At 44.9% G+C, this 15,456-nt stretch carries 14 protein-coding genes and 1 other RNA gene; 3 read left to right on the forward strand and 12 right to left on the reverse strand.

All coding sequences use genetic code 11. The features are described 5' to 3' along the window. Nucleotides 1-29 precede the first annotated feature (29 nt). On the forward strand, nucleotides 30-722 hold the full coding sequence (locus PAENI_RS28605; protein WP_042190906.1) for a TerC family protein: 693 nt from the start codon (nucleotides 30-32) through the stop codon (nucleotides 720-722). A 37-nt stretch (nucleotides 723-759) separates the two neighbouring features. On the opposite strand, the gene thiI is transcribed toward PAENI_RS28605, so the two are convergent. From thiI to PAENI_RS28635, 6 genes are all read right to left on the reverse strand, one after another. Further along, the gene (thiI, locus tag PAENI_RS28610; protein WP_231573334.1) at nucleotides 760-2,046 is read right to left on the reverse strand and encodes a tRNA uracil 4-sulfurtransferase ThiI; all 1,287 of its coding nucleotides are present in this window, start codon (nucleotides 2,044-2,046) and stop codon (nucleotides 760-762) included. Between the two features lie 3 nt (nucleotides 2,047-2,049). Beyond that, a complete protein-coding gene (locus PAENI_RS28615; RefSeq protein ID WP_149647604.1) occupies nucleotides 2,050-3,201 on the reverse strand; it encodes a cysteine desulfurase family protein in 1,152 nt (383 codons plus the stop codon). A gap of 127 nt (nucleotides 3,202-3,328) precedes the next feature. After that, nucleotides 3,329-4,039 (reverse strand): lytic transglycosylase domain-containing protein, encoded by a 711-nt coding sequence (locus tag PAENI_RS28620; RefSeq protein ID WP_149647605.1) that lies wholly within the window; start codon nucleotides 4,037-4,039, stop codon nucleotides 3,329-3,331. A 182-nt stretch (nucleotides 4,040-4,221) separates the two neighbouring features. Continuing rightward, on the reverse strand, nucleotides 4,222-4,635 hold the full coding sequence (locus PAENI_RS28625) for a DUF5353 domain-containing protein (protein ID WP_262495768.1): 414 nt from the start codon (nucleotides 4,633-4,635) through the stop codon (nucleotides 4,222-4,224). A gap of 12 nt (nucleotides 4,636-4,647) precedes the next feature. After that, nucleotides 4,648-4,869 carry a DUF1540 domain-containing protein gene (locus PAENI_RS28630; protein ID WP_042190912.1) on the reverse strand — a complete coding sequence of 74 codons (222 nt, stop codon included), beginning with the start codon at nucleotides 4,867-4,869 and terminating at the stop codon, nucleotides 4,648-4,650. Between the two features lie 145 nt (nucleotides 4,870-5,014). Next, a complete protein-coding gene (locus PAENI_RS28635) occupies nucleotides 5,015-5,512 on the reverse strand; it encodes a YpuI family protein (protein ID WP_042190914.1) in 498 nt (165 codons plus the stop codon). 309 nt (nucleotides 5,513-5,821) lie between these two features. Between PAENI_RS28635 and PAENI_RS28640 the strand changes: the two genes are divergently transcribed. Beyond that, on the forward strand, nucleotides 5,822-7,762 hold the full coding sequence (locus tag PAENI_RS28640; RefSeq protein ID WP_149647606.1) for a S8 family peptidase: 1,941 nt from the start codon (nucleotides 5,822-5,824) through the stop codon (nucleotides 7,760-7,762). On the opposite strand, the gene pdxR is transcribed toward PAENI_RS28640, so the two are convergent. Next, nucleotides 7,759-9,198, reverse strand: a complete 1,440-nt coding sequence (gene pdxR / locus PAENI_RS28645; protein WP_149647607.1) for a MocR-like pyridoxine biosynthesis transcription factor PdxR — start codon at nucleotides 9,196-9,198, stop codon at nucleotides 7,759-7,761. The genes PAENI_RS28640 and pdxR overlap by 4 nt on opposite strands. A 93-nt stretch (nucleotides 9,199-9,291) precedes the next feature. On the opposite strand from pdxR, the gene PAENI_RS28650 reads away from it, so the two are divergent. Beyond that, a complete protein-coding gene (locus tag PAENI_RS28650; RefSeq protein WP_149647608.1) occupies nucleotides 9,292-10,509 on the forward strand; it encodes an aminotransferase-like domain-containing protein in 1,218 nt (405 codons plus the stop codon). Nucleotides 10,510-11,040: 531 nt separating this feature from the next. On the opposite strand, the gene rnpB is transcribed toward PAENI_RS28650, so the two are convergent. The 5 genes from rnpB to rpoD all read right to left on the reverse strand — a co-directional run bounded on the left by rnpB (nucleotide 11,041) and on the right by rpoD (nucleotide 15,454). Further along, nucleotides 11,041-11,456: RNase P RNA component class A (gene rnpB / locus PAENI_RS28655), an RNA gene on the reverse strand. A 64-nt stretch (nucleotides 11,457-11,520) separates the two neighbouring features. Then, on the reverse strand, nucleotides 11,521-12,636 hold the full coding sequence (locus PAENI_RS28660; protein ID WP_149647609.1) for a Nif3-like dinuclear metal center hexameric protein: 1,116 nt from the start codon (nucleotides 12,634-12,636) through the stop codon (nucleotides 11,521-11,523). Beyond that, nucleotides 12,612-13,382, reverse strand: a complete 771-nt coding sequence (locus PAENI_RS28665; protein ID WP_149647676.1) for a tRNA (adenine(22)-N(1))-methyltransferase — start codon at nucleotides 13,380-13,382, stop codon at nucleotides 12,612-12,614. Before PAENI_RS28665 ends, PAENI_RS28660 begins: the two co-directional genes overlap by 25 nt. A gap of 5 nt (nucleotides 13,383-13,387) precedes the next feature. Continuing rightward, nucleotides 13,388-14,212, reverse strand: coding sequence for a hypothetical protein (locus PAENI_RS28670; RefSeq protein ID WP_149647610.1), 825 nt, complete (start codon nucleotides 14,210-14,212; stop codon nucleotides 13,388-13,390). A gap of 108 nt (nucleotides 14,213-14,320) precedes the next feature. Continuing rightward, a complete protein-coding gene (gene rpoD, locus PAENI_RS28675) occupies nucleotides 14,321-15,454 on the reverse strand; it encodes an RNA polymerase sigma factor RpoD (RefSeq protein WP_042130309.1) in 1,134 nt (377 codons plus the stop codon). Between the last annotated feature and the right edge of the window lie 2 nt (nucleotides 15,455-15,456).

Below are 15,456 nucleotides of genomic sequence, written 5' to 3' on the forward strand. Positions count from 1 at the left end.
TCTTAACTAACTTTAGGGGTGACTATGCCTTGAATACATCCATATGGGAGTTTGTATTATCACTGCTCAATATTATTTTTCTAGATCTCATTCTGGCGGGAGACAATGCCATAGTCATCGGACTTGCTGCGCGTAATTTGCCGAACAGCACTCAAAAAAAAGCAATTGTGCTTGGAACAGCAGGTGCCGTCGTATTACGGATTTTCGCAACGGTTCTGGTCGTATGGTTATTAAAAATCCCTTGGTTACTGCTGGCAGGCGGGATATTACTTATTCTAATTGCCTATAAGCTGTTAACAGATGAGAACAATTCAACGAATATCAAGGCTGGTCAAAGCTTAGGGGCCGCTGTGGGTACAATCATTCTAGCCGATGCTGCGATGGGACTGGATAATGTCATCGCCATTGCGGGAGTCGCTAAGCACAATATCTCTCTAGTTGTCATAGGACTGTTAATCAGCGTTCCAATTGTGGTCTGGGGAAGCACTCTCTTTATTAAATTAATCAACAAATATCCATGGATTATTTATATTGGCTCAGCAGTCCTAGGGTTTACAGCCTCAAGCATGATTACAGATGAGCAGCAGCTATCCCCATTTTTTGAGCAGCATCCACTATTGAGAGCTCTGTTTATATTTGTGATCATTGTTGGCATCTTAATTGGAGGACACTGGAGACGCCAATCAAGCCATAATAATTCAAAAAAGCTGCCTCAACCGTAGATGTTGCTACGAATGAGACAGCCTTTTGTTTATAATATTAGAACCATTCTTCCTGTAATCCAGCTTGAGCACTTACTACATCTTTAGGCTTCTCATCTCCATACGGAGTGATCAGCACGGTCTCCGTGGCTTCAATCGCTGCGTCCAGTAATGCAGAGTAACCTGGGAGCGTAGCTTCAATCTTATCTACAATCCGTAAATTCGGATTCGTTGTAGGTGATTTAGGTACAAATAATGTACAGCAATCCTCATAAGGAAGAATCGACAGGTCATAGGTGCCGATATTCTTAGACAGCTCCACAATATCACTTTTGTCCATCATTACCAGCGGACGTAAAAGAGGAAGTTCTGTCGCACGACCGATCACATTCATACTTGGTAACGTCTGGCTAGCAACCTGTCCAAGACTTTCACCGGTTACGATCGCGAGGGCTCCCTCTCGTTCAGCAAGCTGTGTAGTAATTCTCAGCATAGCTCGACGCATCAACGTAATAATCAGATTATCCTGACCTATTCCGGTAAAAGATGTCTGCACCTCTGTAAAAGGTACTAAGTGTAGCTTGATGACTCCCGCATATCGTGACAATACCCGCGTAAGATCAACCACCTTTTGCCGGGCAAGCTCACTCGTATAAGGATAACTATAGAAATGTACGCACTCCACTTCGAGTCCACGACGCATGGATGACCAACCGGCTACAGGACTATCAATGCCTCCGGACAGCAATAACATCGCTTTTCCATTCGTACCAAGCGGAAATCCACCAACACCAGCAATATTTTCGCAAAATATAAAAGTATGACCTTGACGAATTTCGACTTTCAGCTCCAATTGAGGTGACTTTACATCCACAGTAAGTCCGGAATAGCCTTGCAGCAGTGGTGTCGAGACTAGCTTATTCATCTCCATGGAGCCATATGGGAACTCTTTCCACACCCGGCGTGCATTAACTTTAAATGTAGTTCCCGGTGCAGGAGCGATGATCTCCAAAAAATGACGGCTGACAGCCACAATATCCTCGAGATCTGACTTGGCCACCTTTACCGGACTGACAGAAGCGATTCCGAATACATTCTTCAATGCTTCTACCAATGGGGCAGCAGTTTCTCCATTCAGTTCCACGTAAATTCTTCCAAATTCTTTGGTTAGAACCACCTTTGGATATGGCTTAATCATTTCTTTCACATGACGTAGTACCGTTTTCTCAAATCTGGCACGGTTTTTGCCCTTTAATGTAAACTCCCCGAAACGCAAAAGCAGCATATCGGCATAATCAATACTATTGGCACTGCCTTTAGCAGATTCTTGATTCATCACACTCATTAGTTACTTCATACCTCCTTCAGCAATCTTTAAAGCTCGTACCGCAGTAATTAGTGCTTTCTCAAGCGCTGCGACATCTTCTTCAGTGTGACTATCACCGAAACTGATGCGGATGCCTCCTGAAGCTACAGAGACATCTTTCCCCATAGATAATAGAACACGACTAGGTTCTGCCAGCCGGGAGGAGCAAGCCGATCGAGTAGAAACAGCCATCCCTAGTTCCTCCAGCTTACGGGCGAACACTTCCCCTTTCATGCCAGGGTATGAGAAATGCACAATATGAGGGGCTCCATCCTCTCTGCTGTTTATAACAAATTCAGGAACGCTGTGCAAGAAGCGTAACAGCCGATCCCGAAGTGGGAGCAATCGGGCATAGAAGGTTTCGCGCTGCTCAACACCCATCCGCACGGCTTTGGAAGAAGCAACAATTGCAGGTACATTCTCAGTTCCAGCACGTAGTCCCTCTTCATGAGAACCACCTGAAAGTAAGGGGAACAGTTGGATTCCTTCTTTAATATAGAGAAGCCCCGCTCCGCGAGGACCTCGAATTTTATGAGGAGACAAGCTGTAAAGATCCGCTTTCCATCCTTTAAGCTCAACAGCAAGCTTACCATATCCCTGAACGCCATCCACATGAAATAAGGTTCGTGGATTTACGGATTTAATCAGCCTGCCAATCTCCATCAGCGGCTGTATTGTTCCAATTTCATTATTTACATGCATCACACTTACGAGTACGGTATCACGCCGTACTGCAGCAGCCACTCGCTCTGGATCAATCATTCCAGTGCTGTCAGGCGCTACAAAAGTAATCTCCCAGCCATTTTGCTGCAGCTGCAGACAACTTTCATACACAGAGGGATGTTCTATTTCCGTAGTTATCAGATGACGTCCTCTTGACTGATATTGCAAAGCGGCACCTTTAATGGCTAAATTGTTACTCTCCGTAGCCCCAGATGTAAATAGGATCTCCTTTGGTTGTACAGATAACGCAGCCGCGCATACTTCTCGTGAACGCCTGATCAGCTTTGCCGCTTCACTACCGGCACGGTGTAAGGAGGACGGGTTAGCATAATGCAGCTTCATAATTTGTTCCATCGTCTTCACCACGTCTTCATAGGGTGGTGTGGCGGCGGCATAATCCCAGTAAAGCATATATCGATTGTCTCCTTTACTTCTTTAAAGTACAGAATCATTCTTTTTTAAATTTCGAAAAAGGATCAAACGGTGATCCCAAATACCAGCATGTGGTTTAAGGGAAATACCCGTTTGATCCTTTTTATTATACAGCGTATTCCGCGCGAGCGCGTTCTATTTTAGTGAGATAAGACTGCGTCTCTTTAGGGAGCAGTGTAAGTTTCTCCAATAATTCCTGATCATTGCTTACCCCAAGGTTAATTACCCTTGCAGGCCCTGCATTGTAAGCCGCTAATGCCATCTTTTCCTGTCCGTCAAAGCGTTTCAATTGATAAGACAGATAGCGTACACCACCATCAATATTTTGAGCAGGATTGAATGAATCAGAAACCCCTAACCCACGCGCTGTTCCATCCATTAATTGCATTAATCCTTTAGCACCAGCCGAAGAGACAACGTTTGGATTAAAGGAAGATTCTGTATCAATCACAGCTTTTATCAAATCGACTGGCACCCCGTACTTAGCACTCGCCGTTTGAATCAGATCATCATAGCTTGTTGGTTTAGTATCCGTTATTTCCCCGGAAATTACACTATCGATGCTTTCAGCTGTTCCGCCTATCTGTTGCCATAACAAGCTACTAACTGATGAAGCATCCGGAAGTGACGTCAAGAAGTTTGTATCCCCGCCATTAGACGAGTTAGAAGATAAAGCTTGAAGCATTGCTGCAAATTGAGAGGCTGACGCGCCTGATCTTTCAGTTTCATTTGCTGAGCTACTCTTGTCGGTTGCACTCTTTAAGCTTACCCATTTAAGCTGCCCTAACCCATTGGTTACAGCGGGATTAATCTCCATACCGGCGCACTCCTTTGATCCTGTTGAATCATATCTATTGGTCTAACCTTAGATTCCGATGAATTACGGCTTAATATTACAATTTATCAGAGATTATTGCTATATGCTGGAATGAAAAACAGACTTCAGACCCTGATATTTAGGTCTAAAGCCTGTTATAATTCAAACTTACCAGTTCATTTTTAGCGAGCAAAGGGTATCATCACAAAGTAACTAAGTGTGGATACAATCCCTAACCCCATCGCCCATGCCCCAAGCGTTTTTTGCTCCTTGGCATATGCATAATAACCAATCACAACTGAAATGGGCCCAAGTATGATGGACCAGAGAAACAAGGAGGCAATACCCATAGCTAGCCCAGTATAACCCACCGCTTTGCTTCCACTATAATCCTCTTCATGCTCCTTAGTTTCACTCGCCACGCGTGGTGTTGTATCCCGGATCGGCATCGAAACCGGATTCACCTCTGCGGCATATTCCTCTTGATGTTCTCTGTCCCGGCGTGGATAGTCTACTCTGCGTGGACGCAAAATAACTTTTCTCGGACCGGATTGTCCATTTGATGAACCTGATTCATGTTCCTTTTCTCTGTCCATTAGGGCGGCCTCCTAGGAGTTCGGCTTAAATGTTAAACAGCATGTTGCAGACGATGTTGCGACTTGATCGTGGTGGCCTTCATTCGTCATTTCTTCAGCATATTCTTCTTTAAATCCACTGCCTGCGTGCTTGTCGATCTCAATAATAATTTCTTCTGCCCGGCATAAATTATGCTCGCCCCAATAATGACAATTGCTTACACTGCATTTGACTAATGGCTTTACACTCGACATATTTATCACCTCGGCTTCATTATGTCCGCACGATTCACCCCCTATTCGACAGGACGGTTTCCAGTTGATGTAACGACCACGCAAAAAAGGATCAGCCCTCGTCATTATGACGAAGTGCTGATCCTTTACACGAACGAGTTAACTGTTAAACCTGATTTTGCATACGTTTCTCAGTCAAATAGTCGTTCTCATAATAAGTAAGGTCATCGCGTAGCTCTTCATAGGTCTTGGTAATTTCTAGAATGATATCACGCGCCGGACGAACTGGCTTTTTACGGAAACGGATAGCATCCTGTCCAGTATAAGCATAACGTCCATCTTCAGAATAGCTTTCGTTCTTTGGATAGAAGAAGTTATTCACGCCATAGTGATATACATTATAAAGCGCTTTCTGCGCAAAAGATTCATCGAATGTAGCACGACGCAGCGCAACTCCCAGCTTCTCATAAGACATTTCCGAGAACACTAACAGATGACGGACATCGGACAGAAATCCTTGATAAAATTGTACAGTTTCTTCATCATCTTCTGTTACAAGCTGAGGCAATGCATGCTCGTTCAGAAAAATTTCCATCTTATCAATTACATCTTTAAGTTTGTCTCTCGTCGATTCACATAATTTCTGCACATTGGCTGCTGACATGGCGGTTGCTCCCCCTTATTATTCCCTGCTCTTGTAGTCAATAAAGTTAATCTTATGAAGAAATAGTCTTTAGACATATCTCTTTATTCTTGCAATATCAGGATGCAAACACAGAGAAGTCTAGCCTTCTGAAAATTAAAAGAACATCTATCGACGTATCTCCTGCAATATCAGGATGCGAACTCAAGATGCTTATTCTCTCTGATATTATCATAAAAAACGTTAGGAAGGTATCCTTTTCTAAGATGCATAAAACATACGCTCTCTTCTAAACCTATAGGCATTACAATGCGTAGAGGAGCGGAAATCATGTCACGTAAAAATCTAACGGTTGCAGGTTTGGTAACAGCTGCGTTCACAGCTGTATTACTTACCTTTGCGCTACGTCCTGCCACTAATGGGACGACGACCAGAGAAGTCGCTAATGTTGCTGTACCAAATCCTGCTCCAACTTCAGCCCTACATTCAGCACCAAACCCTTCACAGGAAAAATCATTGAAGAAAAGCTCCTTATCTCAAGATGTTGATGCGACGGATCATCTGAATAGAGTGGATGTCAGCAGACATTTGACTAAGCTCCTCTCTGAAACGGAAGGAATGACTTCGCTTCATGATAAATCAGTGTATGCAAAACGTTTGCAGCAGAACCACGGATTTATCACTATGCTTATGTGGATTGATTTTCGCAAGCATAAAACGGAAACCTTTAAGTCCTCTTCATTTCCTCAAGGAACCGAACAGGAGAATCAGCAGCTGCATAAATATCTTAAGACGGCGAAATCAGCGATCCATGGTCATCAATCCTATGAATCTCCAACGTTTACAATCGGTAAAGAGAAATATTACTTTATCGCTCAGCGGAACAAAGAAAAAAATGTAGGCATCATTGCACTTATTAACCAAAAGGTGCTTGGTCGTGTGGCAGACCATCAGCTGAAGAACCTGCGTCTCATTCCTTATCCGAAGGAAGGTAAGTACCGTGTAGAATCCGTTCATACCGATAATTTAAAAGATATCACCGTTAAGACCGGTCATGATAACGAAAACGCCAGCCATTTTTATGAGAATGAAATTGTCGTCCGTTTCCGCAACAACTCACCTACTCCGGGGCAGCTTCAAACGATAACCGCTGATATCAACGGCAAGAAGCCACGTAAGCTTGGGTATGCCTATATTTTCCGTTCGGAGAAGATGACTTATTATGAGCTCAAAGACTATTTCACCAATAAATGGCACCCCGAATATACGGAGCCTCACTATATGTATTTAACCAATGATACGATATCTAAAAACGCAGAGGGAACAGTTACTCCAAATGACATGTTATTCTCCACCTATCAATGGAATCTGCCAGCGATCGAAACGGAGCTGGGCTGGAATCTTTCTAAGGGAAGTAAAGAAGTGATCGTAGCCGTAGTGGATACGGGAGTCCAGATCAATCATCCGGATTTGAAGGGTAAGCTTTTGACAGGGTATAACGCGATCACCAATGGTTCCACTCCTGAAGATGATGTAGGACATGGCACACATGTATCTGGAATTATAGGCGCCCTGGTCAATAATGGAGAGGGAGTAGCTGGAATCAGCTGGTACAACAAGATCCTTCCGGTAAAAGCACTCGATAATTCAGGAGCAGGCACCACTTATTCTGTTGCAGAAGGAATCATATGGGCTGCGGACAACGGTGCGAAAGTCATAAACTTAAGTTTAGGTAACTATGCGGATTCCCAGTTTCTTCATGACGCGATCAAATATGCCTACGACCGAGATATCGTCCTCGTATCTGCTGCAGGCAACGATAATACAGAACGACCAGGTTTTCCTGCTGCGTATCCCGAAGTGATTGCAGTAGCTGCAACAAATGCTTCAGGGGAAAAAGCTTCCTTCTCCAACTACGGCGATTATATTGATGTCGCAGCACCCGGAGAAAGCATAGCAAGCACTTACCCAGATAGCCAGTATGCCGCGTTATCCGGTACATCGATGGCCAGTCCTCATGTCGCTGCGCTGGCGGGTCTGGTGCGTTCACTAAATCCGAATCTAACAAATACGGAAGTTATGGATCTTATGACCAAAAATGCTGTTGATTTAGGCACTCCCGGGCATGACAAATATTTTGGCTGGGGTCAGGTCGATATCTATAAAACATTGCAAGCCGCTAGCGGCAATCAAGTTCCACTACAGCTATGGCCACAGCATGTACGCGAGCAAATGAATCAATTAAAAAAGAGAATAAACAATACCCCTTAACTGCTCATCTGCAAAAACCGTCCAAGCAAACGGAGAAATAATCGTAAGCCTTCCTCCATATCCGTTTCATTCATTTGTGAATAACACAAACGGATATGCCGGGAAGGGGTCTCCGCAGAGTAACAAACATCACCCGGTAAAAAAGAAATGCTCTCCTGTTCGGCCAGCTCATGTAGCCTTCCGATATCAGGTGAAGCCGGCAACTCCAGCCAGAGATTAAGACCACCCTCTGGGAGAATGTATTTTACTCCAGGCGGCGCGTAAAGCTTCAGAAGCTTCGCCGCCTTTTCCATGCGACCACGGAGTGTAACTCGTAACTGAGCAGCATAGGTTTCATACTTGCCCGCTATGAATGGCAGTACCGCCCTTTGTGTAAGCAGCGGACTCCCTAAATCACTTGCGGACTTGGCGGCGATAAGCCGTGACAGAATATTCCCACCAGCGGCTACACAGGCAATTCTGCAGCCGGGTGCAATAACTTTACTGAAACTCTTCATATATACTACATGCCCTTCGGAATCCATCGATTTGATCGTAGGCGGCGGAGGCGCATGGAAGTATAAATCACTAAATGGATCATCCTCAACAATAAGGCAACGGTAACTGCGGGCTAATTCCAGCAGACGTTGTCTTCTTGCTATGCTCATGGTTACTCCACTTGGATTCTGAAAAGTAGGGATGGTATAAATTAGCTTAGGCGGTCTTTGATCACACAATCTTGTGAGAATATCCACCCGCATCCCTTCACCGTCCGTAGGTACAAAAATCATCTCTGCACCTCGTCCTGCAAAAACATCTATAGCCCCTGTATAACTAGGAGCCTCAAGATACACTGTGTCCCCTGGTCCGACAAAGGTACGCGCCACCAGATCAATGCCTTGCTGAGTTCCGCTTGTGATCATTACATCAGAGGAAGTAAGTGCAATTCCACGTGTTTTTAAATGATCTCTCATAATTCCTCGCAGCTCCAGATCACCTTGGAAGTTCCCATAGGTTGCCATAAGCTCCGGCTGCTGAGTAACTAATGATGCGAAGGAGTCACCAATATTTTTTAGAGGAAGTAACTCACTATGAATTGCAGCTATATGAAAGGGATACTTAACTTCAGAGTAATCAAAATTGCGCCAAAGCTGAGCTCGCGGCAAATAATCATCATATACATCCTGCCAGCGACCATCTTCCTGACGTCTGGTGTGTTCAGGGTCGGCTACAAAGCAGCCTTTTCCTTGTCTGCAATAAATAAGTCCCCGCTTCTCAAGCACATCGTATGCCTTGCTTACTGTAACCTGGCTTACTCTCAAAGCTGTAGCCAAACTTCTTACGGAGGGCAGCCGGACACCTTGCTGGAGCAGTCCTGATGAGATCCGCTGACTTAGGGTTTCACTGATTTGATGAGGCAAAGATTTACTGCCGCTGCGAATCAAATCGATATGCATGAACCCCTCACCTCCACTGTTATATTCAACGCTTTACTGTTATACAGTACTCCTATTATGATAGCACCAAATCGAAAGGTGGAGAACTCATTTATGGATATCAAATACTCAACAGCAGCCAATCATCTAGGATCATCAGCCGTTCGTGAGATTCTAAAGGTTACACAGGGCAATGACATCATTTCACTTGCAGGCGGGCTGCCTGGGGAGGATTTGTTTCCCTTGGAGGCAGTACGAGACGCTTATAACCGTGTACTCTCCAGCGATACCTCAGTGCTTCAATACGGACTAACCGAGGGCTTTACTCCACTACGTGACAAAATCGCTGAAAGACTTACTCGGCAAGGAATCCCTGTTACAGCGTCTGAGATGATTCTGACCACAGGTTCCCAGCAAGCCATAGATCTACTATGTAAAATACTGCTTGATCCCGGTGATGCTGTCCTTGTTGAAGCTCCTACTTATCTGGCAGCCTTACAAGTACTTGGCTCTTACCGAGCTGATATTCATACGATAAATAACGACGAGCAAGGCATTCTGCCTGATCACCTGGAAGATCAAATTCAGAAACTACGGCCCAAACTCCTATATGCAGTTCCGACCTTCAACAATCCTTCAGGAGCAACCTGGAGTAAGGAACGCCGTGAGAAAGTGGTGGAAATTTGCCGCCGCTACAATGTTCTTATCTTAGAGGACAATCCCTATGGTGAAATAACCTTTGAAGAAAATAAAGATCTTTATCCACCCTCACTAGCGTCCATCGACAGAAGTTATGACGGCGGTTATTGTGTCGCTTACACTGGAACCTTCTCCAAAATCGTAGCCCCTGCCTTGCGTACAGGCTGGATTATCGGCGATTCTAATCTAATCAAGACCATCGCGAAGGCAAAACAAGCAGCTGATCTGCATTCTAGCACCATTGACCAGCGCGCTTTAGATGAACTGCTGCTACATTTCGATATTGAGCAGCATATCCGTGTCATCTCACGAGAATATTATTCCCGAATGAAGCTCTTATCCGCGGAACTCCGATCGCAGAACTGGGAAGGAGCTCATTTTCTGGAGCCACGAGGCGGTATGTTCCTTTGGCTAACGCTTTCCCAAGAGATCAACACGAAGGAATTACTTCCTCTAGCAGTAGAGAACGGTGTTGCTTTTGTTCCAGGTGAAGTGTTCTATTCATCACAGCCCCATAAGAATAAGATGCGTCTGAATTTCACACATACGCCACCTGAGCTTGTACCCGTTGCTGTTCAGCGTCTGGAGAAGGCGTTGGTACAATGGGAAAGTCAGACCGGCATTCGATCATGAGCATGACAAAACCCGTCTTCTTCATCCTTTATGGGATGAGGAAGACGGGTTTTTTTATTTTCCAGCCATGCTTAGAATAATTTACTTCTTAAATACTTCTATGCTATCTTTATTGAGCCTAAAATATCCATTTTCAACGAAAGACATGATTCGACTGACACTTACCCCTGTCTGAAGGGATATATTTAATACCATCGTGTCGGGTGAAGTCTCTACGATACGCCTGATTCTCTGATACATCTCATCACAACTATTGCACATCCTCTTATTGTTTCGTTCATATAAATGTCCGCAGAACCCGCAAATCTGATAATTACCCATGCTACACGTTTCCCACTTTCTACATATCTTCTTGCCACGAGCATAAACACCTTCGGCGTCTTTATAAGGATGGTAAGCGTTGCGAGAAATATAAGGATAATGTATAAAGTGAAACTTATACTTTCTTATATTTTAAAAAAGCGACGTGATCCGGTTTCCCGAGATACGCCGCCGCTTGTATGGTTGTTGTTGTTATCATAACGTTGCAGTTAGGAAAGTTTGCCGTAAGCCGGGTTCTGTGCTCGTCGTGGTTCAATCGGGAACTACCCTCCCACCATAAGCGACAATCATCTATCTAGGCCGTACATTACTGCACAGCTCCAGCGACCAACCTAGACGCGCCTCAGGCTAAGGCTGCCTATTCCAATAAAGGAATCTGCTGCGTCTCATTAGGTCTTGCTCCAGATGGGGTTTACCAGGAACGAAGTCACCAGCGTTCCTCGGGGTCTCTTACACCTCGGTTCCATCCTTGCCTGTGCCGCCCTAAGGCGGCCATCGGCGGTCCATTTCTGTGGCACTATCCTTCGACTCGCGCCGACTGGACGTTATCCAGCATCCTGCCTTATGGAGCCCGGACTTTCCTCCCGTGACGTCTTCACGTCACCGGCGATTGTCTGTCAAACTTTCCGAACAACATTATATATTATACAGACATCACCTGTCTGGCACAAGCATTATTAAATGGCAATTTTATAGGAACTTAAATGGCTCCGTATTCACCTGCGAAGCATGTACAGCTGTATCGTACTTATGCTCCACCAGTTTCCCAGTCATCCACTCTGCTACTTTCTCTTTCATGATCTTCTCTGCATTATGTCCTGGATCAATCAGAGTGATCCCAGCGAGCACGGCATCCTGTGCTGTATGGTAATCAAGATCTCCCGTAACCAACACATCCGCACCGCGGAAAATAGCACTGTTATAATACTTTCCACCCGAACCGCCGAGAACAGCCGCTTTACGAATTGGACGATCCAAATCACCCACAACACGTACATGGTCAACTTTCAGACCTTTTTTTACCGTCTCAACGAATTGCCCAAGTGTGGTAGGCTCTTTGAGCTTTCCAACCCGCCCAAGCCCTAAACTGCGGCCTTTAAGATCCATCGTGTACAAATCATAGGCAACCTCTTCATAAGGATGAGCCTTGAGCATAGCCTGTACCACTTTATTGCGGATATTGTGTGGCACGATTGTCTCAATACGGATCTCCTCAGCACGCTCCAGCTTCCCTTTTTCCCCGATATAAGGATCTGTGCCTTCTCCCGGAATAAAAGTCCCGTATCCCTCGATATTGAAGCTGCAATGACTGTAGTTGCCGATTGCCCCTGCTCCTGCATTCAAAATGGCATCCAGTACCTTCTGATGATGATCCTTCGGCACAAACACAACCAGCTTTGACAATTGCTCGGAATGAATGTCTTTAATAGGCACTCCGTTCTCTATACCAAGAGCTTCCGCCATCCAATCGTTCATTCCACCTTCGGTAACATCCAGATTAGTATGACTGATGTATACCGCGATGTCATTTTTAATCAATTTTTCATACATTCGGCCCATTGGAGTGTCTGTTTGAATCCCTTGCAGCGGACGAAAAATAATCGCATGGTGGGCAATGATAAGATTACAGCCGAGACTAATTGCCTCTTCAACGACTTCATCGTTCACATCCAGTGCAACCAGTACATTGGTTATTTCTTTCTGTAAGGAACCTAGTTGCAGACCGACTTTGTCCCAATCTTCAGCTAAATGCTTTGGAGCCAGCTGCTCCATATATTGAATTACTGTTTGTCCTTTGGCAAGCATTGCAGCACCTCCGTAATCTCCTTGATCTGTTCTCGAATTAATTTCCGTTTATTCTCCGCAGATTCGAGTTCTGAACGTGACAATGATGTCAGGATGCCTTCCAATTTCTGAATCTCTCCCTGCCACTTGGCAAAAAACACTTCATTCGGTGCTTGGATCAGAAAAGGCCCCATCTGCAGCAAGGTATCCTGACCACGAACCATAGCAGAATTACCTAGCGTTACCTCTCGATATACATTGGCATTCGTAATTCCAGCATTAGTATCCTCTGGAACAGCTGTTAACACCTCATATAGCTTGCCGTCTTCTTCCAGAATACTTTCAGCAATAAGAACCCAATTATTATTTAACAGCCAGCGACGCAAAATATCCTCGCCCACATTCGGCTGAAGTACCAGTGTTGTAACATCCTTTAGCTTACCTTGACTCTGACCACGGTCTAAAATCGAGGCAATTAAAGCCCCTCCCATGCCAGCGATCGTGATACAATTAACTTCACTAGGTTCCAGTACCTCAAGGCCATCTCCTCGACGCACCGAGATTATCTTCCCTAGTCCGGCCTCTGCAACGCCCTTACAAGCAGCATCAAAGGGACCCGGGTTTACCTCACCTGCTACTGCGAATACAGCCTTACCGCTTTCTACAGCAGCCACAGGAAGCAGAGCATGATCAGAGCCGATGTCTGCCAACCTGCTTCCTTGCGGAATTTGTTCCAGCAATTGCTGAAGTCGATCTGATAATTTCACATTGTTCATGTTGCCACCCACGTTATCCATTTTTTTCGAAACAAGAACAGTAGGGCCAAGCCTACCGCAATTTTTAAAATTAGCATAAACGAAATCCACTGTGGATAATCCTGCCTCAATAAAAGAGCATCGAGTTCCGGCATCATCCATAGTGATACTCCCACTGCAAAAAAAACACTGGTAACGCCTTTAACTTTGTGATGTAATAGCCAGCTTAGCCACACCATCATTACACAGAGTGGAAGCCATAAGAGCTCAAGCTCTAGCATCGAAGCCTCAGGGCGTTTTCCACCGAAGAATCCCGCATATAATAAGGCCCAAAAAGCATAACCGCAATACTGCAGCAAGCCTATACGGAGCACAAATCCCAGAATGCACCATAACAAGCCACAAGCCCCAATCAGAATCGGTCTCCAGAGCTGAGGATCAAGATCATGCAAAGCAATCAGCCATAGCCCAAAACCAAGCGATAACACACTGCCCAGCCCCGCCAGGATAAGACTAATAACATGATTTCGGTTCCTGTAAACCGCTGAGTATCCATAACAAATAATTAATACGGATAGTGCTGTTGCAAGTTGCAAAGGCCAGGGAAAAACGCTAAAATAAAGACTAATCAAGAAAATCAAGGAAATAATTCCAAAACCAAACAGCCAAATTTTGATGTTTCCCTGCTGTAGATTCTTCAGCGAAATCGGATTGTTATCCTTCGCCGCAGCTTCATCATCATACAGGTTGGTTAAGAAGTCACAATATTGCTCTGGCAGCAATTTGTTATTTCTCCAATACTGTATCTCTTTTATAATAATTTCGCGTTTTTCCAAATTCACTGGCTCATCCTTCTTTCCAGATATACACAAGGTCAGCACTTTTAGGGTCGTAATTCAAATAAAAGAACCTCCTGCTACTGAGCAGCAGAAGGTCCAGTTCATGAAATACTATTCAAGGAAATCCTTAAGCCGTTTACTGCGGCTAGGGTGACGAAGCTTACGTAATGCTTTAGCTTCAATCTGGCGAATCCGTTCGCGGGTAACACCGAACACTTTGCCCACTTCTTCAAGTGTTCTCGTCCGGCCATCATCTAGGCCAAAACGCAGACGAAGTACATTCTCTTCACGCTCCGTGAGCGTGTCCAGTACATCCTCCAGCTGTTCCTTCAGCAGTTCATAAGCTGCTGCATCCGCAGGAGCCAAGGCTTCCTGATCCTCAATGAAATCTCCCAGATGTGAATCGTCTTCTTCACCGATCGGTGTTTCGAGCGATACTGGTTCTTGGGCAATTTTCATGATTTCTCTAACTTTCTCAACCGTCAGCTCCATCTCAGCCGCAATTTCCTCTGGCGAAGGTTCACGTCCCAGTTCTTGCAGCAATTGACGAGAGACACGAATCAGCTTGTTGATCGTCTCCACCATGTGTACAGGAATACGAATCGTACGTGCCTGATCCGCAATCGCGCGGGTAATGGCCTGACGAATCCACCAAGTTGCATACGTACTAAATTTGAACCCTTTGTTATGGTCAAATTTCTCTACCGCTTTGATCAGACCCATATTACCTTCCTGAATCAAATCAAGGAACAGCATACCGCGTCCAACATAACGTTTAGCAATACTTACTACAAGACGTAGGTTCGCTTCAGCGAGACGACGTTTGGCTTCCTCGTCACCATTCTTAATACGCATAGCAAGCTCTACTTCATCGTCAGCCGACAACAGCGGAACGCGTCCAATTTCTTTTAGATACATACGGACAGGGTCATTAATCTTAATCCCTGGCGGCAGTGACAAATCATCATCAAAGCTGAACTCATCGCCCTCTTTGTCTTCATTGTCCTCATTTGGCCGGAGGCTGTTAACCTCCTCATCGTTCTCGTTTACAACTTCAATCCCCAAATCACTGAGTTGTTCATAGAACTCCTCCATTTGCTCGGGGTCTTGATCAAACGGCGATAATTTCTCCATAATATCTTTGTATAGCAATGATGATCTTTTCTTGCCTTGCTCAATAAGCTGATCCTTAACCTGATCCAAAGTAAATTCTGCTTCCAATTCAGTATGCTGATCGTTCGCCATAA

This window comes from Paenibacillus sp. B2(2019) (genome assembly GCF_008370385.1).
Lineage (GTDB): Bacteria > Bacillota > Bacilli > Paenibacillales > Paenibacillaceae > Paenibacillus_AQ.

Coding starts and splice junctions, on each gene's coding strand:
- PAENI_RS28660 (WP_149647609.1), bottom strand. CDS start 12,636: ATGCTTGCCAAAGGACAAACAGTAATTCAATATATGGAGCAGCTGGCT.
- PAENI_RS28630 (WP_042190912.1), bottom strand. CDS start 4,869: ATGTCGAGTGTAAAGCCATTAGTCAAATGCAGTGTAAGCAATTGTCAT.
- rpoD (WP_042130309.1), bottom strand. CDS start 15,454: ATGGCGAACGATCAGCATACTGAATTGGAAGCAGAATTTACTTTGGAT.
- PAENI_RS28615 (WP_149647604.1), bottom strand. CDS start 3,201: ATGCTTTACTGGGATTATGCCGCCGCCACACCACCCTATGAAGACGTG.
- PAENI_RS28625 (WP_262495768.1), bottom strand. CDS start 4,635: ATGGACAGAGAAAAGGAACATGAATCAGGTTCATCAAATGGACAATCC.
- PAENI_RS28635 (WP_042190914.1), bottom strand. CDS start 5,512: ATGTCAGCAGCCAATGTGCAGAAATTATGTGAATCGACGAGAGACAAA.
- PAENI_RS28640 (WP_149647606.1), top strand. CDS start 5,822: ATGTCACGTAAAAATCTAACGGTTGCAGGTTTGGTAACAGCTGCGTTC.
- PAENI_RS28620 (WP_149647605.1), bottom strand. CDS start 4,039: ATGGAGATTAATCCCGCTGTAACCAATGGGTTAGGGCAGCTTAAATGG.
- thiI (WP_231573334.1), bottom strand. CDS start 2,046: ATGAGTGTGATGAATCAAGAATCTGCTAAAGGCAGTGCCAATAGTATT.
- PAENI_RS28650 (WP_149647608.1), top strand. CDS start 9,292: ATGGATATCAAATACTCAACAGCAGCCAATCATCTAGGATCATCAGCC.
- pdxR (WP_149647607.1), bottom strand. CDS start 9,198: ATGCATATCGATTTGATTCGCAGCGGCAGTAAATCTTTGCCTCATCAA.